The organism is Pseudomonas hormoni, assembly GCF_018502625.1.
GTDB lineage: Bacteria > Pseudomonadota > Gammaproteobacteria > Pseudomonadales > Pseudomonadaceae > Aquipseudomonas > Aquipseudomonas hormoni.
Genome location: NZ_CP075566.1, coordinates 3,588,213 through 3,611,654, shown reverse-complemented (window position 1 = coordinate 3,611,654; position 23,442 = coordinate 3,588,213). Strand labels below are relative to the sequence as shown.

The 23,442-nt window shown below is 61.7% G+C and carries 23 protein-coding genes and 2 pseudogenes; 18 read left to right on the top strand and 7 right to left on the bottom strand.

From position 1 onward, the window contains the following. Nucleotides 1-66: 66 nt before the first annotated feature. Nucleotides 67-1,146, bottom strand: a complete 1,080-nt coding sequence (locus KJF94_RS16910) for a patatin-like phospholipase family protein (RefSeq protein ID WP_214377428.1) — start codon at nt 1,144-1,146, stop codon at nt 67-69. 306 nt (nt 1,147-1,452) lie between these two features. On the opposite strand from KJF94_RS16910, the gene KJF94_RS16905 reads away from it, so the two are divergent. From KJF94_RS16905 to KJF94_RS16890, 4 genes are read left to right on the top strand one after another with little or no spacing between them, the layout of a single operon-like run. Next, complete coding sequence (locus tag KJF94_RS16905) at nt 1,453-1,761, top strand: PepSY domain-containing protein (protein WP_214377427.1); 309 nt, start codon at nt 1,453-1,455, stop codon at nt 1,759-1,761. Further along, nucleotides 1,761-2,066, top strand: a complete 306-nt coding sequence (locus KJF94_RS16900; RefSeq protein WP_214377426.1) for a PepSY domain-containing protein — start codon at nt 1,761-1,763, stop codon at nt 2,064-2,066. Before KJF94_RS16905 ends, KJF94_RS16900 begins: the two co-directional genes overlap by 1 nt. A 3-nt stretch (nt 2,067-2,069) precedes the next feature. Next, nucleotides 2,070-2,738 carry a response regulator transcription factor gene (locus tag KJF94_RS16895; RefSeq protein ID WP_017339720.1) on the top strand — a complete coding sequence of 223 codons (669 nt, stop codon included), beginning with the start codon at nt 2,070-2,072 and terminating at the stop codon, nt 2,736-2,738. Continuing rightward, the gene (locus tag KJF94_RS16890) at nt 2,735-4,048 is read left to right on the top strand and encodes a sensor histidine kinase (RefSeq protein WP_214377425.1); all 1,314 of its coding nucleotides are present in this window, start codon (nt 2,735-2,737) and stop codon (nt 4,046-4,048) included. The genes KJF94_RS16895 and KJF94_RS16890 overlap by 4 nt, the downstream gene beginning before the upstream one ends. Nucleotides 4,049-4,204: 156 nt before the next feature. Here KJF94_RS16890 and KJF94_RS16885 read toward each other — a convergent pair whose 3' ends face one another. After that, nucleotides 4,205-6,352, bottom strand: coding sequence for a methyl-accepting chemotaxis protein (locus tag KJF94_RS16885; RefSeq protein WP_214377424.1), 2,148 nt, complete (start codon nt 6,350-6,352; stop codon nt 4,205-4,207). Nucleotides 6,353-6,741: 389 nt separating this feature from the next. On the opposite strand from KJF94_RS16885, the gene KJF94_RS16880 reads away from it, so the two are divergent. From KJF94_RS16880 to KJF94_RS30600, 3 genes and pseudogenes are all read left to right on the top strand, one after another. Continuing rightward, nucleotides 6,742-8,058 (top strand): Na+/H+ antiporter family protein, encoded by a 1,317-nt coding sequence (locus tag KJF94_RS16880; protein ID WP_214384888.1) that lies wholly within the window; start codon nt 6,742-6,744, stop codon nt 8,056-8,058. Between the two features lie 215 nt (nt 8,059-8,273). Next, nucleotides 8,274-9,098 (top strand): annotated as a pseudogene (locus KJF94_RS30605) (cache domain-containing protein); the annotation flags it as partial. Nucleotides 9,099-9,134: 36 nt separating this feature from the next. Then, complete coding sequence (locus KJF94_RS30600) at nt 9,135-9,956, top strand: methyl-accepting chemotaxis protein (RefSeq protein WP_431768160.1); 822 nt, start codon at nt 9,135-9,137, stop codon at nt 9,954-9,956. A gap of 131 nt (nt 9,957-10,087) precedes the next feature. Here the strand turns inward: KJF94_RS30600 and KJF94_RS16870 are convergent, their stop codons facing one another. Next, nucleotides 10,088-11,023, bottom strand: a complete 936-nt coding sequence (locus KJF94_RS16870; RefSeq protein WP_214377422.1) for a LysR family transcriptional regulator — start codon at nt 11,021-11,023, stop codon at nt 10,088-10,090. Nucleotides 11,024-11,251: 228 nt separating this feature from the next. Here KJF94_RS16870 and KJF94_RS16865 point away from each other — a divergent pair, with 228 nt between their 5' ends. The 3 genes from KJF94_RS16865 to KJF94_RS16855 all read left to right on the top strand — a co-directional run bounded on the left by KJF94_RS16865 (nt 11,252) and on the right by KJF94_RS16855 (nt 12,520). Then, nucleotides 11,252-11,737 (top strand): DMT family transporter, encoded by a 486-nt coding sequence (locus KJF94_RS16865; RefSeq protein WP_214377421.1) that lies wholly within the window; start codon nt 11,252-11,254, stop codon nt 11,735-11,737. Beyond that, complete coding sequence (locus tag KJF94_RS16860; protein WP_214377420.1) at nt 11,737-12,192, top strand: DMT family transporter; 456 nt, start codon at nt 11,737-11,739, stop codon at nt 12,190-12,192. The genes KJF94_RS16865 and KJF94_RS16860 overlap by 1 nt, the downstream gene beginning before the upstream one ends. Before the next feature lie 163 nt (nt 12,193-12,355). Continuing rightward, nucleotides 12,356-12,520 (top strand): metallothionein, encoded by a 165-nt coding sequence (locus tag KJF94_RS16855; RefSeq protein WP_084323222.1) that lies wholly within the window; start codon nt 12,356-12,358, stop codon nt 12,518-12,520. Between the two features lie 27 nt (nt 12,521-12,547). Here the strand turns inward: KJF94_RS16855 and KJF94_RS16850 are convergent, their stop codons facing one another. Beyond that, on the bottom strand, nt 12,548-12,826 hold the full coding sequence (locus KJF94_RS16850; protein ID WP_214377419.1) for a hypothetical protein: 279 nt from the start codon (nt 12,824-12,826) through the stop codon (nt 12,548-12,550). A gap of 27 nt (nt 12,827-12,853) precedes the next feature. Beyond that, complete coding sequence (locus KJF94_RS16845) at nt 12,854-13,081, bottom strand: DUF6555 family protein (protein WP_059405408.1); 228 nt, start codon at nt 13,079-13,081, stop codon at nt 12,854-12,856. Nucleotides 13,082-13,227: 146 nt separating this feature from the next. On the opposite strand from KJF94_RS16845, the gene KJF94_RS16840 reads away from it, so the two are divergent. The 5 genes and pseudogenes from KJF94_RS16840 (at nt 13,228) to mnmH (ending at nt 17,592) form a co-directional block, all read left to right on the top strand. Then, nucleotides 13,228-13,998 (top strand): AraC family transcriptional regulator, encoded by a 771-nt coding sequence (locus KJF94_RS16840; protein ID WP_214377418.1) that lies wholly within the window; start codon nt 13,228-13,230, stop codon nt 13,996-13,998. Between the two features lie 123 nt (nt 13,999-14,121). After that, entirely contained in the window at nt 14,122-14,295 is a 174-nt protein-coding gene (locus tag KJF94_RS16835; protein ID WP_008035179.1) for a DUF1427 family protein, read from the top strand. A 31-nt stretch (nt 14,296-14,326) separates the two neighbouring features. Continuing rightward, nucleotides 14,327-15,283: a quinone oxidoreductase family protein gene (locus KJF94_RS16830; protein ID WP_214377417.1), complete on the top strand. Its 957-nt coding sequence runs from the start codon at nt 14,327-14,329 to the stop codon at nt 15,281-15,283. Between the two features lie 172 nt (nt 15,284-15,455). Next, nucleotides 15,456-16,490 carry a selenide, water dikinase SelD gene (gene selD, locus KJF94_RS16825; RefSeq protein WP_214377416.1) on the top strand — a complete coding sequence of 345 codons (1,035 nt, stop codon included), beginning with the start codon at nt 15,456-15,458 and terminating at the stop codon, nt 16,488-16,490. Beyond that, a pseudogene (mnmH, locus tag KJF94_RS16820) lies at nt 16,490-17,592 on the top strand (tRNA 2-selenouridine(34) synthase MnmH). The gene selD and the pseudogene mnmH overlap by 1 nt, the downstream one beginning before the upstream one ends. Nucleotides 17,593-17,742: 150 nt before the next feature. Here mnmH and KJF94_RS16815 read toward each other — a convergent pair. Further along, nucleotides 17,743-18,417: a histidine phosphatase family protein gene (locus tag KJF94_RS16815; protein ID WP_214377415.1), complete on the bottom strand. Its 675-nt coding sequence runs from the start codon at nt 18,415-18,417 to the stop codon at nt 17,743-17,745. 367 nt (nt 18,418-18,784) lie between these two features. Here KJF94_RS16815 and KJF94_RS16810 point away from each other — a divergent pair, with 367 nt between their 5' ends. The 3 genes from KJF94_RS16810 (at nt 18,785) to hemB (ending at nt 21,560) form a co-directional block, all read left to right on the top strand. Then, nucleotides 18,785-19,483, top strand: a complete 699-nt coding sequence (locus KJF94_RS16810) for a glutathione binding-like protein (protein WP_214377414.1) — start codon at nt 18,785-18,787, stop codon at nt 19,481-19,483. 32 nt (nt 19,484-19,515) lie between these two features. Then, on the top strand, nt 19,516-20,358 hold the full coding sequence (locus KJF94_RS16805; RefSeq protein ID WP_214377413.1) for a PhzF family phenazine biosynthesis protein: 843 nt from the start codon (nt 19,516-19,518) through the stop codon (nt 20,356-20,358). A 227-nt stretch (nt 20,359-20,585) separates the two neighbouring features. Further along, nucleotides 20,586-21,560 carry a porphobilinogen synthase gene (gene hemB, locus KJF94_RS16800; RefSeq protein WP_214377412.1) on the top strand — a complete coding sequence of 325 codons (975 nt, stop codon included), beginning with the start codon at nt 20,586-20,588 and terminating at the stop codon, nt 21,558-21,560. A 132-nt stretch (nt 21,561-21,692) separates the two neighbouring features. On the opposite strand, the gene KJF94_RS16795 is transcribed toward hemB, so the two are convergent. Next, nucleotides 21,693-23,228, bottom strand: a complete 1,536-nt coding sequence (locus KJF94_RS16795; RefSeq protein WP_214377411.1) for an FAD-dependent oxidoreductase — start codon at nt 23,226-23,228, stop codon at nt 21,693-21,695. Nucleotides 23,229-23,442: the final 214 nt, after the last annotated feature.

The window sequence follows — 23,442 nt, the reverse complement described above, 5'->3', positions numbered from 1 at the left end:
AAGCTCTGTCAGGTGGCGATCGCCGCAGCGATGTGGGCAGGCGGCGAGTTTAACAGTTTGTCCTGACTAAAGGGTCAGCAAGCGTTCGCCAAGGCGACCGTTGGCGGCCAGTTCAAGGAATTCATCGCCCAGCCTGCGACTCTCATCCATCGTCGCACGCCAGTATTTCTGCCGGCTCGGCGCATCGCCCATGAAGCGCTTGAAGTCGTTACGGTCTGGCAGTTTGCCGTAGGGCAGGCGCGCCAGGTAGTCCTTCGACGGCGCCAGCAGCAGAACATCCTGCAAGCGCGTGGTGCAGGCGCGGCGCCACGGCAGGGTTTTGTCGAACCAGCCGGGGATGACCCGGTCGGTGAAGTGTGGATACAGCACGATGTCGTTGCCGCTGTAGGGCAGGTCGAGGTGATAGTCCAGCAGACCACCGTCGCGGAACGTTCCGGCGCCGGCGCCCGGAAGGTCGCGCACGCCTTCCATCACCATCGGGATCGAACCCGACGCCAGCAAGGCCTGACGCAGGTTGCCGGCATTCAGCGCGACGAAGCGTGACGGGAAGTCGTTCAGCGCATGCACCGGTGGCGCCAGGCGCGGGTCGTGGATGATCAGCCGCTCGAAATGCCGCGACAGCCGCGCGCGACCGCGCAGGTTATCGGCAATCACCGACGACAGGCCCAACCCGAGGCGACCGCGATGATCGTCCGCGAGCAGGCCGTGGCTTTTGACCACCATGATGTTCAGTCGGTAATGGGCGTTGTCCAGAATCGAGGCGTCACGGCCGTCGAGCAGGTCATTGAGCATGCGCTGCGAGCTCTGGCTGATCTGCGCCATGGTCACGCCCTTGGCGAAATTTTGCTCGGTGTAGAGATGGCCCAGGCGGCGGATGCCTTCGGCGGCATCCGGCAGACAAGCACTGGCAAAGCGCCAGGAGCCGACCGATGCGCCGATCAGTGAACGCTCGCGTGGCGCGGCAGGCAGCCATTCACCGAACAGCGCCAGGTCCAGACCTTGAATTCCCAACGCCTTGGGCCCGCCAGCGGCGCCCGGTAGCGTGCCGACATCGGCGGCGTTCAAACCGTGTTCGCGGATGCGCGCGAAGGCACGAGGGCCGGCCTTGAGGGTCAGGGAAGGGAATTTGATGTGGATGGCGGTCATACCGGTCTCGATGTCGGGCAAGCGGGGGATTATAGACAGGTCAGGCAACGCCACAAATCTACTGTGGGAGTGGGCTTGTGTGGCGAGGGAGCTTGCTCCCGCTGGGTCGCGAAGCGGCCCTGAAAGTTTTGCGACTGCTTCGCAGCCGAGCGGGAGCAAGCTCCCTCGCCACACAAGCCCGATCCCACATTGTGCCGGGTGCTGATGGCGCGTTGTCATGACCAATGATGGCAATTCAGTTTCAATTAAGTTCGAATCGCTAAGGTGACCGCCGTACGCAACACATAAAAAATACGGAGACACCCCATGAAAACCCTGACTGCCCTGTTCACCGCCTCCCTCATCGCCATGACTGCCAGCCTCGCCCACGCCCGTGACCTGGGCCCCGACGAAGCCCTGCGGCTGCGCGACGCTGGTACCATTGTGTCTTTCGAGAAGCTCAACGCCACGGCACTGGCCAAACACCCGGGCTCGACAGTCACCGTAACCGAGCTGGAAGAAGAGTACGGCAAGTACATCTATCAGGTGGAGCTGCGCGACCCACAAGGCATTGAGTGGGACCTGGAATTAGACGCTGTCAGCGGGCAGGTTCTCAAGGATCATCAGGATACGTAATGAAGGTGTGTTCATTTTCACGCATGGCGCTGGTGCTTCTGGCGTTTTGCTCGGTGGTCATGGCCCGCGACCTGGATCAGGACGAAGCCCTGCGCCTGCGCCAGCAAGGCGTGATCCTGCCGCTCGAGCAGTTGTTGAAGCAGGCAATGGACCGCTATCCCGGGTCGAAACTGCTGGAAGCCGAGCTCGAAGAGAAACACGACGTCTACATTTATGAAGTCGAATTGCTGACCACCGAAGGCGTGGTCCGTGAGCTGGACGTCGACGCCACCACTGGCCAGTTACTGAAAGACAAGGAAGATTGACCGATGCGATTGCTGCTGGTGGAAGACCACGTACCCCTGGCCGACGAACTGATCGCCGGCCTCAACCGCCAGGGTTACGCCGTGGACTGGCTGGCCGATGGCCGTGACGCGGTGTATCAGGGCAGCAGCGAACCCTATGACCTGATCATCCTCGACCTGGGGCTGCCGGGTTTGCCGGGGCTCGACGTGTTGGCGCAATGGCGCGCGGGCGGGCTCGCCACGCCGGTGCTGATCCTGACGGCGCGCGGCTCCTGGGCCGAACGGATCGAAGGCCTCAAGGCGGGTGCCGATGATTACCTGACCAAACCCTTCCATCCTGAAGAACTGCACTTGCGCATCCAGGCGCTGTTGCGCCGCTCCCACGGCAAGGTCAATCAGCCGACGCTGCAGTCGGCGGGCTTGCACCTGGACGAAGGTCGCCAATGCGTGACCCGCGACGGCGCCGACATTCAGCTCACCGCCGCGGAATTCCGCCTGCTGCGTTATTTCATGTTGCACCCCGAGCAGATCCTCTCCAAAAGCCACCTGGCCGAACATCTCTACGACGGTGAAACCGAGCGTGATTCCAACGTGCTGGAAGTCCACGTCAATCACCTGCGCCGCAAACTCGGGCGCAGCGTGATCGAAACCCGTCGCGGCCAGGGTTATCTGTTTGGCGGTCAAGCGCAGTGAGGTCGATCCAGCGCCGCTTGAGCCTGGGGCTGATCAGCGTAATGGTGATCGTCGGCCTGGTGCTGGCACAAACCAGCCTGTGGCTGTTCGAAATGGGTTTGCAGCGCTACCTCGAAGCGGGCTTGCGCAACGACAGCGAAAGTTTGCTGGTGGCGTTGGTGCGTGGGCCGCAGGGCTTGCAGCTGGATGAGCGGCACCTGTCGCCGGCCTATCAACGACCGTTTTCCGGACATTACTTCCGCATCGATTTTGCCGACAGCCATTGGCGCTCGCGTTCGTTGTGGGATCAGGAATTGCCGCGCCTCGACCATCCCGGCCTGCACAGCAACCTGCAACTGGGGCCGGAAGGTCAGCAATTGCTGATCTTGCGTTCGGACTATCGCCGTTTGGGCCAGTCGATTTCCATCAGCGTCGCCCAGGACTACACCCCGGTGCGCGACAGTTTCAAGCGCATGCAGCAAGTGGGGCTGGGTCTGGGGTTGGCGGGGCTGTTGCTGATTCTGCTGTTGCAGCGGATCACCGTGCGCCGCGCCTTGCGCCCACTGGAAAGGGCCCGCGAGCAGATTGCCCAGTTACAGCAGGGCCAGCGTTCGCAACTGGATGATCAGGTGCCGGTGGAGCTTGAACCGCTGGTGGCGCAGATCAACCATTTGCTGGCGCACACCGAAGACAGCCTCAAGCGTTCGCGCAATGCGCTGGGCAACCTCGGGCACGCCTTGAAAACCCCGCTGGCGGTGTTATTGAGCCTGGCGTCCAGCGAAAAACTCGATGCCCATCCCGAGCTGCGCAAGATCCTGAAGGCACAACTGGAACAGGTTCAGCAGCGACTCAACCGCGAACTCAATCGCGCACGACTGTCCGGCGATGCGCTGCCGGGGGCGCTGTTTGATTGCGATGCGGAACTGCCGGGATTGCTCGCCACGTTGAACATGATCCACGGCGAACACCTTGAACTGAGCTATCGCGCACCGGCCGGTTTGCAGTTGCCGTGGGATCGCGAAGACTTGCTGGAACTGCTGGGCAACCTGCTCGACAACGCCTGCAAATGGGCGGATGCCGAGGTGCGGTTGGGCGTGGTCGAGACGGCTGAAGGATTTCAGTTGAGGGTTGAAGATGATGGGCCGGGGATTCCCGAGGACCAGCGCGATCAGGTGTTCAGCCGGGGGGCGCGGCTGGATGAACAAACGGATGGGCATGGGTTGGGGCTGGGAATTGTGCGCGACATCGTCGACACGTGGGGTGGGGTGTTGCGGTTGCAGGAGAGTGAGTGGGGCGGGTTGAGCGTTGTCATCGAACTCCCCAAACACTGACACGCAACCGAGTAATCCTGTGGGATTGGGCTTGTGTGGCGAGGGAGCTTGCTCCCGCTGGGTCGCGAAGCGGCCCTAAAAGTTTTGCGACTGCTTCGCAGCCGAGCGGGAGCAAGCTCCCTCGCCACACCGGCTCGCTCCCACATTGGATTGGCGTCAAACGCGGAACTGATCCATCAAACTCTGCTGCTGATTCGCCAGGCTATTGAGCGACTGACTCACCCGCGCCGACTCATTCGCCTGCCCCGACAACGACTCCGTCACGTCCCGAATCGTCGCCACGTTGTTGTTGATCTCTTCCGCCACGGCGCTTTGTTCTTCCGCCGCGCTGGCAATCTGCAGGTTCATGTCGCTGATCACCGTCACCGCATCGCCAATCTGCCGCAACGCCGTGACCGCCTGACTGACCTGCTCGACGCTGCCCTGAGCCTGACGATGGCTGTTGTTCATCGACCCCACCACATCCTGGGTGCCGCTCTGCAATTGCTCGATCACCAGACGGGTTTCTTCAACCGACTCCTGCGTACGCCGCGCGAGGTTGCGCACCTCGTCGGCCACCACAGCAAAACCACGGCCGGCTTCACCGGCACGGGCGGCTTCGATGGCGGCGTTGAGGGCCAGCAGGTTGGTCTGTTCGGCGATGGCGCGAATCACTTCCAGCACCGAGCCGATCTTCTCGCTGTTTGCTGCCAACCCTTCGACCTGCACCATGGCCGCGCTCATGTCGGCGGCGAGGTTGTCGATGCTGTGGGTGGTCTGGTCGATCACCGTCAGTCCGCGGCGAGTGGCCTGATCCGCGTCCCTTGCAGCCTGTGCCGCTTGCGCAGCGCTGCGGGCGACGTCCTGGGCGGTGGCGCTCATTTCGTGGGAGGCGGTGGCCACCTGATCGACCTGGCGATATTGCTGCTCCATGCCGGCGCTGGTTTGCGTGGCGATGGCGGAGGACTGGTCCGCCGTGCTGCGGGCGTCCTGCACCGAGCGTTTCACTTCGGCGATGATCGGTTGCAGCTTGTCGAGGAAACGGTTGAACCAGCCAGCCAACTGGCCCAGCTCATCCTTTTTGTCGTAAGCCAGACGCCGGGTCAGGTCGCCTTCACCGCTGGCGATGTCTTCGAGCATGTGTGCCACGCCAAGGATCGGTCTGGTCACGCTGCGTGCCATCAGCCACACCAGCAACAGGCCGATCAACGCTGCCAGCACACCGAGGCCGAGTTCAACCAAAGTGCCGGCGGTGTTGCTGTCATCGAGTTGTTTCTTCAGCGCTTCGGCCGGACCGATCAGGACTTTTTCCGGCACGTCGAGCAGCACGCCCCACGACTTGCCACCGGGGATCGGCTGGAACGGCGACAGCACTTTCAACTGCTGGTTGCTGTGCAGGCTTGTGGTTTTGCTGCTGGTGGCGAGCATGCGGATCAGCTCGGCGCCGCTGGTTTTGTCTACCGCATCCAGGCGCTGGCTGAGTTTGCTGGCGTCCGGGCTGTAGCCGGCGAGCAAACCGGCCGGGCTGATGATGCTGACGTTGGTCTGGCCGTCATAGAGCTTTTTGCTCGCGCCCTGACTGACCGCTTGCAGGCTGTTGAGGTTAATGTCCACCGACAGCGAAGCGATGACTTTGCCGTTGACCATCAGCGGGAACACGATGCTGGTCATCAGCACGTTCTGGCCGTCGATCACATAGAAGTAAGGTTCGATCACGCAAGGTTTGAGCGAAGTGCGCGGGCAGGTGAACCAGGCGTTGGCCGGTTCGCCGCTGGGGCCGGTGCTGGTGTCGGCCATGTCGGTTTCCGGCAGTGCCATCGACGTCACCTTGCCCGGCGTCGGTTGCGACCAGTACAGCGCGAAACGGCCCTTGTCGTTACTGCCCAGTTCCGCCTGGCCGGCGAACAGTTCGTCCTTGCCGTCCAGCCCATTGGGCTCGAACACCAGGGACAAACCGAGCAACTCCGGGTTGGCTTGCAGCGCCGACTTGACCTGGCGGGTCAGGTCTTCGCGCAGATCGAAGGCATCGAGAAAGCGCTTTTCGGCCTGATCACGCAGGAACAGCACCTGACGTGAAAAGCCGTGGCCATATTGATAGGCGTCCATGAACTGCTGGCGAATCCCCAGCGCCTGGTTTTCGCCCTGGGACTCGATTCGGGCCTGGGCGGCTTCCGTGAGCATCTCCATGCTCGAGGCTTTCACCAGCTCGGAGCTGTGCTCCATGCGATACAGCGAAAGACCTACCAGCAAGGTCACGATACCCGCCAGGCAAAGCCCGGCCAGCAGGGTGATTTTCCATTGAATGGAAAGTTGTCTGAGCGACATGGAGACGTCCTTATTCGATAAATATCTGAGACTTTGCACTGTAACGGCTGCGATTCGGCTTTCTTTATGCAGCCACCAAAGCTTTTGTGGTGTGAGTGTTTACCTGTGGCGAGGGAGCTTGCTCCCGCTCGGCTGCGAAGCAGTCGTGAATCCTGCCAATGCGGTTTGCCTGGATAAATGCCGGGGTCGCTTCGCAACCCAGCGGGAGCAAGCTCCCTCGCCACAGGGGGGCACCGGCAGTTGCCCATCATTTACTGGCCAGTCGCTTTGACACCGGCCCCACTCTGCGGCACAGTGCGCGCCCTCTAATAAAACCCATTCCTTATCCCGCTGGCGTCTCTGTGCAGACTGCCGGCCGGGCTCATTTCGCTTGCCTTGAGGTAACGATGATTAATGCTGTAATTGCCGCGGTCGGCGTCATGCTGGTGCTCAGCCTGTCCCGCGTGCACGTTGTGATCGCGCTGATTATCGGCGCGCTGGTGGGCGGCCTGACCGGTGGCCTGGGCATCGACGCCACCCTGAAAGCGTTCAACAGCGGCCTCGGCGGCGGGGCCACGGTGGCGTTGTCCTATGCCTTGCTCGGCGCCTTCGCGGTGGCGATTGCCAAGTCCGGCCTGGCCCATGCGCTGGCGGACAAGGCCCTGGCCATGGTTGACCGCCAGCACGCCAACGGTGGCGGTTCGGTCAAGTGGCTGCTGATCGGTTTGCTGTGGGTGGTGGCCATCGCTTCACAGAATATTCTGCCGATACATATCGCGTTTATTCCGTTGCTGGTGCCGCCGCTGTTGTATGTGCTGACCAAACTTCAACTGGATCGCCGGTTGATCGCCTGCGTCATGACCTTCGGCCTGATCACGCCGTACATGTTCCTGCCGGTGGGTTTCGGCAACATCTTCCTGAATGAAATCCTGCTGGCCAACGTGGCCCGCAGCGGCGTGGACATCAGCGGCATCAACGTTACCCGTGCCATGGGGATTCCGGCGCTGGGCATGGTCGTGGGGCTGGCGGCAGCGTTTATCAGCTATCGCAAGAAACGTGTCTACGACCTGGAAAAGATCGAGCAGGTCGAGCAGGTCGCGGTGCAGTACAACCCGTTGAGCCTGATGGTCGCGGGTGTGGCCATTTCGGCGGCGTTTATCATTCAGCTGTTGCTGGATTCGATGATTATCGGTGCACTGGCAGGCTTCCTGATCTTTTCGGTGTCGGGCATCGTCAAGTGGCGGGATACCGACGACCTGTTCACCGAAGGCATGAAGATGATGGCGATGATCGGCTTCATCATGATCGCCGCCTCGGGGTTTGCCGAAGTGATGAAGGCCACCGGCCAGGTGCAGACGCTGGTTGAAGCGTCGGCGTCGTGGATCGGTCACAGCAAGGGCATCGGCGCGCTGTTGATGTTGCTGGTCGGCCTGCTGGTGACCATGGGCATCGGTTCGTCGTTTTCCACGGTACCGATTCTGGCGGCGATTTTTGTGCCGCTGTGCGTGCAACTGGGTTTCAGCCCGATCGCCATCGTGTGCATCGTCGGCACCGCCGGTGCGTTGGGCGATGCCGGTTCGCCGGCGTCGGACTCGACGCTGGGCCCGACCTCCGGCCTGAACATCGACGGCCAGCATCACCACATCTGGGACACCGTGGTGCCGACCTTCCTGCATTACAACCTGCCGCTGCTGGCGTTCGGCTGGGTGGCCGCAATGGTTCTGTAAACCCCTCAAAACCTGTGGGAGCGAGCTTTTGTGGCGAGGGAGCTTGCTCCCGCTTGAGTGCGCAGCACTCACAAAAGGGGCCGCTACGCAGCCCAGCGCGAGCAAGCTCGCTCGCCACACAAACCCGCTCCCACAGGGACCGCACTCAACTTTTGATCCGGCGTGCCGTTAAAGCCTTTAACCACGCCAATAAAAATCAAAATGAGTGAACCGTCATGCGCATGAGCCTGAAGGCTAAAGTCCTGTCCCTTGCCGTCCTCCCGGTGTTGCTCTTTGCGCTGGTCATCAGCCTGACCACGTTGTTCGTTCTGCAGGAACAGGCCCGCAAGGAAGTCGAGGAGACTCGCCAGCGCCTGCTCAGCGATGCCAAGGCCACCCTGCAAAGTTACGTGGCCGTGGCGATGACTACGATCAAACCGCTCTACGACGCCGCAGCCCCGGGTGACGACGCGGCGCGGGCCCAGGTGATCAAATTGCTGTCGAGCATCAGCTACGGCAAGGAAGGTTACTTCTTCGGCTACGACTCCAACACCGTGCGCCTGTTCAAGGCCAACAGCCCCGAAGGCGTGGGCCAAAGCTTCAAGGACAACCGTGATCCGAACGGCGTCTACGTCAACCGCGACCTGGTGAAAGTCGCCAAGGACGGCACTCATTACCTGCAATACAGCTCGCCACTGCCCGGCAATACCAAGGTACTGGTGCCGAAACTCGGCTACACCGAATACCTGCCGAAGTGGGACATGGCCGTCGGCACCTCGGTCAACCTCGACGGTATCGAAGCGCAGGTGGCCGTGGTCGAGGCCAAGGTTCAGGAGCGCATGGAAGGCGTGTTACTGAGCATCATCGGCATCGCCGTGGTGGTGCTGTTGGTGATCGCCGCCGCCGGGATGCTGCTGGCGAACACAATTTTGCGTCCTCTGAACCTGATGAAAGCCAACCTCGATGACATCGCGGCGGGCGAGGGCGACCTGACCCGACGCCTGACCATCACCAGCCAGGACGAGCTCGGCCAGCTCGCCGGTTCGTTCAACCGTTTTGTCGACAAGATCCACGGCCTGGTGCGCCAGATCACCGAAATGACGTCACAGCTGACCGGGCTGGTGAATCAGGTGTCCGATCAGGCTCAGCGCTCGGATCAGGCGATGGAGCGTCAGCGTCACGAGACCGATCAGGTCGCCACGGCGATCAACGAAATGTCGGCCGCCGCGCAGGAAGTCGCCAAAAGTGCGCAAAACGCCGCCGTTGCCGCGCAGCAGACCGACGAAGAAGGCCAGGCCGCCAAGCGTGTGGTGGCCGGCAGCATCGTGAAGATTCATGCGTTGGTGGACGATATTCGCAGCAGCGGCGTGTCCCTCGACAGCCTGCAAAAGGACGTGTCGTCGATTGTCAGCGTGCTCGGGGTGATCCGTTCGATTGCCGAGCAGACCAACCTGCTGGCGCTCAACGCCGCGATCGAAGCGGCCCGCGCCGGTGAAGCGGGGCGCGGTTTTGCGGTGGTGGCCGACGAAGTCCGCGCACTAGCCAGCCGCACGCAAATCAGCACCCAGGAAATCCAGGGCATGATCGATCGCTTGCAGGCCGGTACTCAATCGGCGGTGGAAGCGATGCGCCGTTCCAGCGAGGCCGGCGACGGCACGTCCGCACAGGCGAACGAAGCGGGCGCGTCCCTCGACACCATGGCCCAGCTGATCGGCACCATCAACTCGATGAACGCGCAGATCGCCAGCGCCGCCGAAGAGCAGACCGCCGTGGCCGAAGAGATCAACCGCAGCGTGCATCAGATCGCGGTGGCCGTGGACAACGTGGCCGACGAAACCCAGCTCGGCGCCCAGACGTCCCGCAGCCTGGCGGATCTGGGTCAGCGACTGGGCAGTCTGGTCGGACAGTTCCGTATCTGATTGATGATGCCATTGTGGCGAGCGAGCTTGCTCGCGCTGGGCTGCGCAGCGGCCCCAAGAATTTGTGAGCGCTGCGCACTCAAGCGGGAGCAAGCTCCCTCGCCACAGAAGCAGGGTGTTCGATTCAGGTTCTACGGCCTGTCCCAATACGGCACCGGCCCAAAGCATTCAACATAGAAATCAATCACCGTCCGCACCTTCACCGACAACCGCCGGCTACCGGGCCAGAGCACGGCGATCTGTTGCGGCTCAAGGCTGTTGGACACCTGATAGTCCCCCAGCACCGGCACCAGCGAGCCGTTGCGCACCGCTTCACCAATCAGCCATGACGGAAACATCACCAGCCCCAGGCCTTGTTCGGCGGCCTGGGTGAGTGTGTCGGCGTGGTTGCCGGTAATCGGTCCCTTCACCGACCAGGGCGTCCAGTCCTGCTGATCCTTGCGGAAAAACCAGCGCTGCTGGCCGGTCACGCCTTTGTAGGCCAGGCATTGATGCGCCGCCAGGTCTTCGGGACGTTGCGGAGTGCCATGGCGTTCGAGGTAGGCCGGGCTCGCCGCGACCTGAAAACGATGGGGCGCCAGAATGCGCGCCTGCATGCTCGAATCGTGCAGCGAGCCGATGCGGAACAACAGGTCGGCGCCTTCCTGTAGCGGGTCGATGTAGCTGTCGGTCTGCTGGATATCCAGTTGCAGTTTCGGATAACGCTCGCACAGCCGCCCGAGCCACGGCGTCAGGTGCCGTTGCCCGAACACCACGGGGGCATTGATCCGCACCAGCCCGCTGGGTTCGCTTTGCTGTTCCTGCAAGGCTTGTTCGGCTTCTTCCAGTTGCACCAGCACCAATCGCGCATGGTGGCCGAGCATGCGTCCGGCTTCGGTGGGCGAGACGGCGCGGGTGTGGCGGTAGAGCAATTGCTGGCTCAGGGCCTGTTCCATCAACTGGATCTGGCGGGAAATCGAGGAGGGCGCCAGGCCCTCGCGGCGGGCAACTTCGGAAAAGCTGCCGTGATCGAGCACCGCGACAAACAGCCGAAGCGCCTTGAATCCCAATTCGTTGAGGCCGTGCATGACGATTCCTGCTGTGCGAGTTGCGCAAAAGTGTTGTCAGGATGCTCCCATTTATCGCAAAGCGGCGCCAGCCGATAATGCGCGCCACCACCGTCCCCTGTAGGAGCGAAGCTTGCTCGCGAAGGCGTCGTGTCAGACGCCGAATATGTCGAATGGCACGACGCCTTCGCGAGCAAGCTTCGCTCCTACAGGGGGCGTTTTTCATTTGATAATGGGTAGGTTTTCCTTATGCAATCTTCTTCAATCGACGTCGCTGCAACGCCGGCGACCAAGCCTGGACTGCGGCTGCTGCTCTTGCCGCTGGTCATCCTCGCCGGCATGGGTCTGTCCGTAGAGGCCGGTCTGCTCGGCCCTCTCGGCGTCCAGGTCGGGCACTTGTGGGCGACGCTAAGCATCTTCGGCGTTGGCTCGGCGATTCTGTTCCTGCTGCTGTTGTTCAGCGGCCCGCAACAGGGGCCGGCCTTGAACACGTTGCCGCGCTGGCAGTTGATCGGCGGCTTCCTCGGGCCGATGTACGTGGTGGTGCTGACCCTGGCCACTCCGCACATCGGCATTGCGATGACGATGATCGCGATCCTGTCCGGGCAGGTCGGCAAAAGCGTGCTGATCGACCACTTCGGCTGGTTCGGCGCCACCCGCAAAAAGGTCAACGGTGAACGTTGGCTGGCCTTGCTGCTGATTGTCGCGGCACTTGTTCTGATTGCTCGGGGTTGATGATGAATCTGATTATTCTGTTGGCGGTAGTCGTGGCCGCTGGTGCCGTGTTGAGTGTGCAGGCGGCGATCAACGGACGTCTGGGCGAAACGGTCGGTGTGCTGCGCAGCAGTTTGCTGACGTTCGTGGTGGGCGCGGTGAGCACCGGGTTGCTGATCGTGTTTTTCGAACCGGCCCATGCCGTGAGCCTGCTGGACGTGCCGAAATGGCAACTCAGCGGCGCGTTGTTCGGCGTGGTGTACATGATGGTCATGGTGGGGGCGGTGCCGCGGGTCGGCACGGCGGTCGCGACGGTAGCGGTGATCGTCGGGCAACTGGGCATGGGGATGTTGATCGATCACTTCGGCTGGCTGGGCAACCCGGCGATCGAGTTGTCCGGCAGCCGGATATTGGCGATGGTGTTGCTCGGGTTGGCGTTGGTGTTCATGTACCGCAGCAGTACACGGCAGGCCTGACCGCCCTTGATTTCCTGTAGGAGCGAGGCTTGCCCGCGAAGAACGATAACGCGGTCCACCTGAACTCATGCGGTGTCTGATTCGCGAGCAAGCTTTGCTCCTACACTAGTGAGACGGGTCGAAGCAACGGACCCCGACAACCACCACCCATGGAGTCAGACTTATGATCGACAGTGAAAGTAAATGCGACTGCCCGAAATGCTCGTGCAAACTGGGCCAGCATCCAATCGCCCGCCATGGCAAACACTACTGTTGCGAAGCGTGCGCCAAGCACCACGAACACGGTGAAGAATGCGCAAGCAAAGGGTGCAAGTGCGCCCATGGCTGACATCAGCCGCGCGCAAAAAAGTGGAGCCTATTCGGGCTCCACTTCCAGTTTCAGACTTTGATCTTCCAGCCGCTCGGTATGGCGGATGATGCCATTGAGTCGTCGTCCCTCCACCCGCACCAGTATGGTTTTCGCCTGTTCCAGATCGGGTGGCAAAGGTGACTGGACGCGTAGCGCGAAGCGGGTCGGATCATGTTCGACCTGTTCGAGGCCGACCTGACACTCGGCGCTTTTGGTGACTCGACCGAACAGCGTATCGAGGCCGTAGTCGATGTGTGCCTTGCTGGTAAGTTGTGTCGCTGTCATCCAATCCCTCCAGATCCCGCCCCTCGGTTAGTTCGCTGGCCGCCACGTGACGTTTTCCACACCGAATTTCTCCGCCATCGGTTTACTGGTCTTTTGCACCTTTTCCCGGCCAAAACGCGGGATCCGGCCCACACCCGCGTCACAACTCGCCCAGTGCCAGGCTTCCGCATTATCCATCTTGTCCAGGCGGATAATGAAAGACTTGGGGGCGCCATGAAGGGTGTATTCAATGACGAAAAGTTTTGCGTTGTTCATAAAGCCCGTATTCCTCCCTGTGGTAATAGAGGGATCGTCGGGGCTGCGGAAAATTCAGTCGGATTGTCAGACGGCGCCTGCCAGTGGCGACAAGGCGTGCGGCTGGTTACCATGCATTCTCTGAAAACCCCCAATGATTGCTGCCCATGGCCCTTGCCGCGCCCCCTGACCTGAGTGACACCGATGTGCCCGTGCAACCGCTGGCGCGCACCTACCCGCGCGGGTTATACATCGAGCCTCACGAGCATGTCTGGGGCCAGTTGCTGTATGCGATGAGCGGGGTGATGTGGGTCGAAACGCCCCATGAAGCGCTGGTGGTGCCGCCGCAACGGGCGGTGTGGCTGCCGCCGGGCGTGCCTCACGGAATCCGCGTGGTCTCGGACCTGCAGATGCGCAACATCTACCTGCGACCCTCGCTGGCAGTGACGCTGGACGCTACGGTTCAAGTGATCGAAGTGGGCGGATTGCTGCGTGAGCTGATCATCGGCCTGGTGGAGCAGGGTGACGACGGCGCGCCGGAGTATTACGAAGCGCTGGTGGGGCTGGCGCTGCTGGAACTCAAACGTGCGCGGCGCTCGCTGCTGAAAATCCCCTTGCCGGACGATTCCGACCGGCGCCTGATGAACCTGTGTCAGGCGGTCATGGCCGCGCCATCGCTGGACATTCCCTTCGAGCAACACGCCGAAAATGCCGGAGCCAGCGTGCGCACCCTGGCGCGGCTGTTCAAGGAGGGCCTGGGCATGGGCTTCGCCGAGTGGCGACGGCAAGTGCAACTGGCGACGGCGGCGGCCGAGTTGATTCAGGGCGTGGCCGTCAGCACGATTGCCCGGGAATTGGGCTATTCGCCGAGCAGCTTCAGCGACATGTTCCGTCGGGAACTGGGTGTCGCGCCGTCGCAGTTCTGCACGACCCTGTAGGAGACAAGCTCGCTCCTACAAGGTCTTCAGGTAATTTGGCCGAAATTCAGAAGTACTTGGCCGATGCTCGCCGTTGCCGGCCTCTAGACTTTGGGCATACCTCAATTGCCCACGGAGTCTGCCATGAGCTACCTCATCTCGCTGGTCATCGGTCTGGGCGTCGGTTTGCTCTACGGCGCACTGGATTTTCGTTCCCCCGCACCCCCGGCCATCGCGCTGGTGGGCCTGCTGGGCATGCTCGCTGGTGAAAAATTGTGGCCGATGGGCCGACAACTGGTCACAGGCTGGATCTCCTGAATTTTCTCCCCTTTGTTCGATGGACACTCCCATGAAAGCATTGCAGTTCGATAAAACCGGCGACCTCTCGGCCCTGCGCTATGTCGAGGTGCCGACCCCCGTTCCAGGCGCCGATGAAGTGCTGGTGCAGATCAAGGCCGCCGGCCTCAACCCCAGCGATGTGAAGAACGTGCTGGGGCGTTTTCCCTACACCACGTTGCCGCGGATTCCCGGTCGTGATTTCGCCGGCGTCGTGGTTGAAGGCCCGCAGGCATTGATCGGTCAGGAGGTCTGGGGCACCGGCCGGGAGCTGGGCTTTTTCGCCGACGGCTCCCATGCGCAATTCGTCAAATTGCCGGCCAACGGCGTGGCACTCAAGCCGACACACTTGAGCTTCGCGCAGGCCGCCAGCCTCGGCGTGCCTTACACCACGGCGTGGGATGCACTGGAACGCAGCCTGGTGACGGCGCAGACGCGATTGCTGGTGATCGGCGGCGGAGCGGTCGGCAGTGCGGCGCTGGCGCTGGCCAAGGTGCGTGGTGCTCAGGTGCTGGCAGCGGCGCGGCGGCCGGAGCAGGTGAAGGACTTGCAGGCTCAGGGCTATCAGACGCTGCAACTGGATAAACCCGAAGATCTGGGCGCGCAGGTAAACGCGGTCTATGCCGGCGGCGCTGACGTGATTTTCGACACCACCGGGTTCTGGCTGCCGGCCTCGGTCGCCGCGTTGGCACCGTTCGGCCGCATCGCGATCATCGCCGCGCCGGTGGATGGTCTGGTGCAATTGCCGGCCCTGGCGTTGTATCGCAAGGGCGGTTCGGTGGTGGGGATCAACTCGCTGCTGTACGGGGTACAGGCGTGCGCGGCGATGCTCGATCAGTTCGGCCGGTTCTTCGATCAGGACCTGTTGCCGTTGCCGCAAGGGTTGTTTGAATCGCCGTTGGCCGAAGGGCTGGAGCGCTATGCCGAGGTGAATCAGGGCAGTGGCGACAAGGTGATCTTGCTGCCCTGACTCAGTTTCTGTGGGAGCTAGCCTGCTAGCGATGGGGTGTCAGTCGACATCAATGTAGCTGATACACCATCGCTCGCAGGCTAGCTCCCACAGGTTTTTGTGTTGTTCGTTAAAGCCCCTCAAAATGACCTTGCTGTAGACTCATCCGCACCGACTTCACGAGGTGCACCCCATGAGCGAGCCGATCCGTCTGACCCAGTACAGCCACGGCGCAGGTTGTGGCTGCAAGATTTCCCCTCAGGTGCTGGAAGTGATTCTGGCCGGCAGCGGGGCGCAGAACCTTGACCCCAAACTCTGGGTCGGCAATGCCTCGCGCGATGACGCGGCGGTGTATGCCATCGATGAAGAACGCGGCGTGGTCTCGACCACCGATTTCTTTATGCCGATCGTCGACGACCCGTTCGATTTCGGCCGCATTGCCGCCACCAATGCCATCAGCGACATCTACGCCATGGGCGGCGATCCGTTGATGGCCATTGCGATCCTCGGCTGGCCGGTGAATGTGCTGGCGCCGGAGATTGCCCGGGAAGTGATTCGCGGCGGGCGTTCGGTGTGCGATGAAGCCGGGATCCCGTTGGCGGGCGGGCACTCCATCGATGCGCCGGAGCCGATCTTCGGCCTTGCCGTCACCGGGCTGGTGGAAAAGCGCCACATGAAGCGCAACGACACGGCCACCGCCGGTTGCCTGCTCTACCTCACCAAACCCCTGGGCATCGGCATCCTCACCACTGCCGAGAAGAAGGGCAAGTTGCGCCACGCCGACATCGGCCTGGCCCGCGACTGGATGTGCACCCTGAACAAACCCGGCAGCCGTTTCGGTAAGCTCGACGGCGTGACCGCGATGACCGATGTCACCGGTTTCGGCCTGCTCGGGCACCTGGTGGAAATGGCCGACGGCAGCCACGTGACGGCGCGCATCGAATACGATCGCGTGCCGCGTCTGCCGGGCGTCGAGTATTACCTCGACCAGGGTTGCGTACCGGGCGGGACGCTACGCAATTTCGACAGCTACGCCAGCAAACTCGGGCGACTGCAGGAGATGCACAAACGCGTGCTCTGCGATCCGCAAACCAGTGGTGGTCTGCTGGTGGCGGTCACCCCCGAAGGCAACGAACAATTCCTCAGCGTCGCTGCCGAACTGGGCCTGACCCTTGCGCCGATCGGTGAGCTGGTCGAGCGACAGACGAACGCGGTCGAGGTGTTTTGATGTCCAGCGACTTCACCGATTACCGCGACATTTTCCTCAATGACCGGCCGATGATGGATGCCCGCGCGCCGGTTGAATTCATCAAGGGTTCGTTCCCCGGTGTGATCAATCTGCCGCTGATGAACGACAACGAGCGGCAACGGGTCGGCACCTGCTACAAGCAACACGGGCAGCAGGCGGCCATTACGTTGGGGCAGCAGTTGGTGTCTGGCGAGATCAAGACTGGGCGTATTCAAGCCTGGGCCGATTTTGCCCGGGCTCATCCTGATGGGTACTTGTATTGTTTTCGCGGTGGCTTGCGTTCGCAGATCGTCCAGCAATGGCTCAAGAGCGAGGCCGGTATCGATTATCCGCGGGTCGGTGGCGGCTACAAGGCCATGCGTGGCTTCCTGTTGGGGACGATGGATCAGGCGGTGGCTCAATGTGATTTCGTCCTGCTGGGCGGCATGACCGGCACCGGCAAGACCGAAGTGCTCACGCAACTGCGCAACGGCCTGGACCTTGAAGGCCACGCCAACCATCGCGGCTCCAGTTTCGGCAAGCGCGCCACGGGCCAGCCGTCCAACATCGATTTTGAAAACCGACTGGCCGTGGACGTGCTGAAGAAGCGCAGTCGCGGTATCGAGCAGTTTGTGCTGGAAGACGAGAGCCGCGCGATCGGCAGTTGCGCGCTGCCGTTGCCGCTGTATCAGGGCATGCAGCAATTTCCGATGGTCTGGCTCGAAGACAGCGTTGAAGGGCGGGTCGAACGGATCCTGCGCGATTACGTAGTGGACTTGAGTGCCGAGTTCATCGAGGTGCATGGCGATGAAGGTTTCGGGCTGTTTTCCGAGCGCTTGCTGGCGAGCCTGAACAACGTTCAGAAGCGACTGGGCGGCGAGCGCCATCGGCGGATGTTGATCCTGATGGAAGATGCGCTGGCGGAACAGGCGTGCAGCGGGGCGGTGGAATTGCACCGGGGCTGGATCGAAGGGTTGCTGCGCGAGTATTACGACCCGATGTATGCGTTTCAGCGGGAGAAGAAAGGGGCGCGGATCGAGTTTGCCGGGGAACGGGGGCGGTTATCGAGTATCTGCGGGAGCGGGGCAGTCTGCGGGGGTGATGGTGTTTTTGCCGGCCCCTTCGCGGGCAAGCCTCGCTCCTACAGGTTTTGCGTCGTTCACAAAATGGGCGAACGACACGAAACCTGTAGGAGCGAGGCTTGCCCGCGAAGAGGCCCTGACAAACGCTACAAAATCTAAACCATCACCCCTCAAGTCGGACAGGTTTCCCGGCCGTTATCCAGCCCTTGCTTGTAACTGTGGCTCTGCAGACTGGCCTTGCCGTTGTGCCAGGTCAGCGTGAGCACAAACAGCGAGTCGTAATCGCTGGACTCCCAGTCTTCAGTAATTTTCTGTTTCTTGCCGACGGCTTCGCCGGCGACCTTGTTGATCAACTCGGGCAGGTAGCCGTGGGACCATGCGGTGTAGATCACCGCGTTGTGATACTTGTCGTGGAGCAGTTCATCGGCCAGGTCGCTGGTGTCATTGGCCGAGAAGTTGATGTTCACCGGCAAACCGAGCTTGATCGCGCTGGGGCTGATGGTCATCAGGGGGCGAATGTAACTGTAGGAATTGTCCAGTTCGCCTTCCTCGACATTGCGCGTCGGGTTGGCCGCAAACACGTAATTGGCCTTGCCGAATTTTTCCGGGAGCAAGGTCGCCAGATCGATGGCGCGGTTCAGGCCCTGACAATTGAGCTGGCCGAGGCCTCCGGCGGGTTTTTCCGCGTGGCGCAGGAAGACCAGCGTCTGGGTGCCGTCAGCCGGCTGGGCGCGGCTTTCACGGACTTCAAGCGACAGGAACAACGCACTGATTGCCAGCAAGGTAGGCAGCACGACATAAGCGCGATGCTTGAAGCGTTGGACGAATTTCAGAAGGTTCATCATGGCATTAGGGAGTCTTCAGCGCATTCGGTTAAGGCTGACAAACCTTTACACCCCGCGCTCCCAGCGTCGGGTGTTTTCCATGTCGTTAAGCCGGTCCGTTTCCGAAAGGGCAACACTCAGAGTCCACTGAAGCCCGTTTGGTTCGATTCCGGCGGAGTGGGCAGCAATCCACCGACAACCTTGAACGGGTTGGAGCAAAGGTTACCGGCGGGATGTTGCGGATTTATGGACACGGTACACGGGTCGGCCCCGGGGAAGGCTGCAATACATTGATCTTGCTAATCATCAATATCGATACGCCAGACATCGCACCCTTCGGCCGCTCACACTATGATCGTCTCTCTCAATCTCATCGTGGATGCTTCCCATGACCGATCTGTCTGCGTTCCCCATCACCCAAAAATGGCCGGCCCAATACCCCGAGTGGATTCAGCTCTACTCCTTGCCGACCCCCAACGGCGTCAAGGTGTCGATCATGCTCGAAGAGATCGGGCTGCCCTACGAACCGCATCGTGTGGGCTTCGATACCAACGACCAGCTGTCTCCCGAGTTTCTGTCGCTGAACCCCAACAACAAGATCCCGGCCATCCTCGACCCCCACGGTCCGGACGACAAGCCGCTGCCGCTGTTCGAATCCGGGGCGATTCTGATCTACCTCGCTGACAAGAGCGGGCAATTGCTGGCCCAGGAATCGGCGGCACGTTACGAGACGATCCAGTGGCTGATGTTCCAGATGGGTGGGATCGGACCCATGTTCGGCCAGCTCGGTTTTTTCAACAAATTCGCTGGCAAGGACTACGAAGACAAACGTCCTCGGGATCGCTATGTCGAGGAAAGTAAACGTTTGTTAAAAGTTCTTGATGGACGTCTGCAAGGGCGCGACTGGATCATGGGCGAGCGCTACACCATCGCCGACATCGCGACGTTCCCGTGGGTGCGCAACCTGATCGGTTTCTATGAAGCGGGCGATCTGGTGGGCATCAAGAATTTCCCGAACGTAACGCGGGTGCTGGAGCGCTTCCTCGCACGGCCGGCGGTGATGCGCGGGCTGGAAATACCCAAGTAGGACGTTTCGATTTCTCAGGACCAGGGCAGGCCATGCATTCATTCGATTTCAAGCAAGTAGATGTTTTCAGCCGCGTCGCGCTCAAGGGCAATCCGCTGGCCGTGGTGTTCGGCGCGGACGAGCTCAGCGATGAGCGCATGGCGGCGTTCGCCGCGTGGACCAACCTCAGTGAAACCACGTTCATCCTTGAGCCGCAGGATCCCCGGGCCGATTACCGGGTCAGGATTTTCACCACCCTGAACGAATTGCCGTTCGCCGGTCACCCGACGCTGGGCACTTGTCATGCCTGGCTCGAAGCCGGTGGCGTGCCCAAGGGCGAGGAGATCATTCAGGAATGCGGCGTCGGCCTGGTGCGGGTGCGTCGACAAGGCGCGGAGCTGGCTTTTCTCGCACCGCCACTGCTCAAGACCGGGCCGGTTGAGGCTGATGTGATGGAGCGCGTCCGGCGCGGGCTCAGGCTGGAACCGGGCGCCATTGTGCGGGCGCAGTGGGTTGATAACGGCGCGGGCTGGCTGGCGGTGATGGTCGAGGATCGCCAGCAGGTGCTGGACCTGCAACCGGATCACGCGCACATGCTCGGCCTCGCGGTCGGCGTGATCGCGCCGTGGCATCCGGAGCGCGACGGCGATGATGCACAGTTCGAGGTGCGCGCGTTCATCTCCGGCGACGGCATGCCGGAAGACCCCGCCACCGGCAGCCTGAATGCCGGGATTGCTCAGTGGTTGCTCGGCGAGGGGCTGGCGCCGGCGTCCTACGTGGTCAGTCAGGGCCTGACGATGGGGCGCGCGGGGCGGATTCGGGTCGAGAAAATCGACGATGAGATCTGGATTGGCGGTTCCGTCGTGACCTGTATCTCCGGAACCCTGACGCTGTAAAACCTGTGGGAGCGAGACCGGCTTGCCGGCGATGGAGTGTCAGTCGCCGTCAATGTAGCTGATACACCATCGCCGGCAAGCCGGTCTCGCCCCCACAGGGAACAGGGTGATTGTTGCCGAAGCGGTAAGGGTTTTTACTCCGCTGAGGTTTGTAACTGACGGCGCACAGGGCATAAGCTTTCGCCCCCTTGCGACTTTCGTCTCGTCCTCCGATTTCAGGAACCCCCATGTCCAGTCAGTTCCCCGAAGCACGTCCACGCCGTCTGCGCCGCAATGCGAGCCTGCGCAGCCTGTTCCAGGAAACCGAGTTCACCCTGAACGACCTGGTGCTGCCGATTTTCGTCGAGGAAGAAATCGACGACTTCGTGCCGATCAAGAGCATGCCCGGCGTGATGCGTATTCCGGAGTCGAAACTGGCCGGCGAGATCGAGCGCTATGCCCGGGCCGGGATCAAGTCGGTGATGACCTTCGGCGTGTCGCATCACCTGGACAGCAGCGGCAGCGACACCTGGAACGACAATGGCCTGGTCTCGCGCATGTCGCGCATCGCCAAGGACGCAGTGCCCGAAATGATCGTGATGTCCGACACCTGTTTCTGTGAATACACCAGTCACGGTCACTGCGGCGTGCTGCACAACCACGAAGTCGACAACGACCAGACCCTGATCAACCTCGGCAAGCAAGCCGTCGCGGCGGCACGTGCCGGTGCCGATGTGATCGCGCCGTCGGCGGCCATGGACGGGCAGGTCCAGGCGATTCGCCGGGCACTGGATGACGCCGGTTTCACCCAGACCGCGATCATGGCCTACTCGACCAAATTCGCCTCGGCGCTCTACGGCCCGTTCCGTGAAGCCGGCGGCAGCGCGCTGAAGGGCGACCGCAAAAGCTATCAGATGAACCCGATGAACCGCCGCGAAGCAGTGCGTGAATCGCTGATGGACGAGCAGGAAGGCGCCGACGCGCTGATGGTCAAACCGGCCGGCGCGTACCTGGACATCATCCGCGACATCCGCGAAGTCTCGCGCCTGCCGCTGTCGGCGTATCAGGTGAGCGGCGAGTACGCGATGATCAAGTTCGGCGCACAGGCCGGGGCGATCGATGAGGACCGCGTGGTACGCGAGAGCCTTGGGGCGATCAAGCGGGCGGGGGCGGATTTGATCTTCACGTATTTCGCGATGGACCTGGCGCTGGCCGGGATCTGAAAAAACACACAAACCCCTGTGGGAGCGAGACCGGCTTGCCGGCGATAGCGGTGTATCAGACACATCAATTTTGAATGTGCCATCGCTATCGCCGGCAAGCCGGTCTCGCTCCCACATTTGGACTGTGTTGAATCAGTGAGCATCAAAAAACGGCCGTATCCCGCGATCGCGGAAATACCGCTCGATCACCTTCGGGTCCGAGCACGTCTCGGCAATCGCCACATAGGTATCCGGCCGCAACAGGTAAAACCCGTTACGCCCCAGGCCTGCCGCTTCAAACGCCGGCCTCCAGTCAAACACATGCAACGGCAAGTGATGTTCGTGGCACCAGGCGATCATTTCATCGCTGGTGTCGCCGTACACATGCACCTGCCAGCTCGGGCACTTCAGCGACCTGAAATTATCCCCTTCACCGTCGTGCGCCCAAGGCAGTCGGTCACCGCCATGCACGTGTCCGGCAACGCCGGTGCTCAATGGCATCCCGCGATAATTGAGGGTGATCTGCGACACCGTACGGAACAGGAACTCGCGGGAGGTCTCGAACGAAGCCATTTTCGGCAGCAGGAATGGCGCCAGACGCATGCGCAGCAGATCGGCGACGCGCCCTTCGGCGGTGACGAAGCTGAACACCCGGTCGGTAGTGGCGACCAGTTTGCGGGCAAACGCGATGCGTTCGGTTTCATAGGTGTCGAGCAAATGCGGCGCGGCACCGCCGCTCAACACGGCAGCGAGTTTCCACGCGAGGTTGATGGCATCGCCAATCCCGGTGTTCATGCCCTGGCCGCCCGCGGGGCTGTGGACGTGGGCCGCGTCGCCCAATAGAAATGCACGGCCGCTGCGAAAGTGATCGGCCACCCGATGATGCACGCGGTAGGTCGAGAACCAGTTCACCTGTTCGATCTGCACCTTCAGATGCTCGATGGCGCGGGTGCTGATGTCTTCAAATTGCAGGGTGTCGGCGTGCTCGGCGCGTTCGTCGCGCACCGTTCCGATCAGCCGGGCGCGACCTTCGCCCGCCAACGGAAACACCGCGAGAAAATCCGCCTCATCAAGATCCAGGTGCAACTCGCCATTGAGTGCCGGCCCGCTGGCCTGCACGTCCGCCACGTAGAAAATCTGCTGGTAGGTGCCGCCGGGAAATCCGGTGTCGAGGGTTTTGCGCACGATCGAGCGGGCGCCGTCGCATCCGGCGAGGTAACAGGCCTGACAGGTTTCCTGCTGACCGTCGGGCAAGCGCAGACGTGCGGTGATGCCGTCGCCGGTTTCCTCGAAACTCTCCAGCTCGGTGTCGCGTTCCACACGGATGCCAAAGGCTTCCAGGCGTTCGATCAGCAACCGCTCGTGCTCGTCCTGAGGAAATATTTCGAGGAACGCATAGGGCGTCAATCCCTCGCCAACCCGGCTCAACGGCAAGCGTGCCACCGGTTCGCCCTTGACCCAGAAGTTGGCCGCCGCCACGCGATGTCCCTTCTGTATCACGGCGTCGCTGAGGTCGAGCTGGTGATACAACTCCAGCGTCCGCGCCTGCACCGCCAGCGCCCGTGAAGTGGTTCCGGGTGCCGATGTCTTGTCGAGAATCCGCACGCGGATCCCCAGTTTGCTGAGCCACAGTGCGAGCACCAGCCCGGTGGGGCCGGCACCGATGATCAGTACGTCGCTACGGTTCATGCGCCTGTCCTCCCTGGCGTTTGGCTCAAGTATGGTTCAGGCGAGGAGGGCCGTCAGACAGACTGCCCAACGGAAAAAGGCCCTGTAGGAGCCGGCTTGCTGGCGATGAACGATAACGCGGTCATCTTGATGCACCTCGGTGCTCCCATCGCCAGCAAGCCGGCTCCCACAGTTCTATGCGTCTGTGGAGGGAACAGTGTCTCGCCGGCACAGT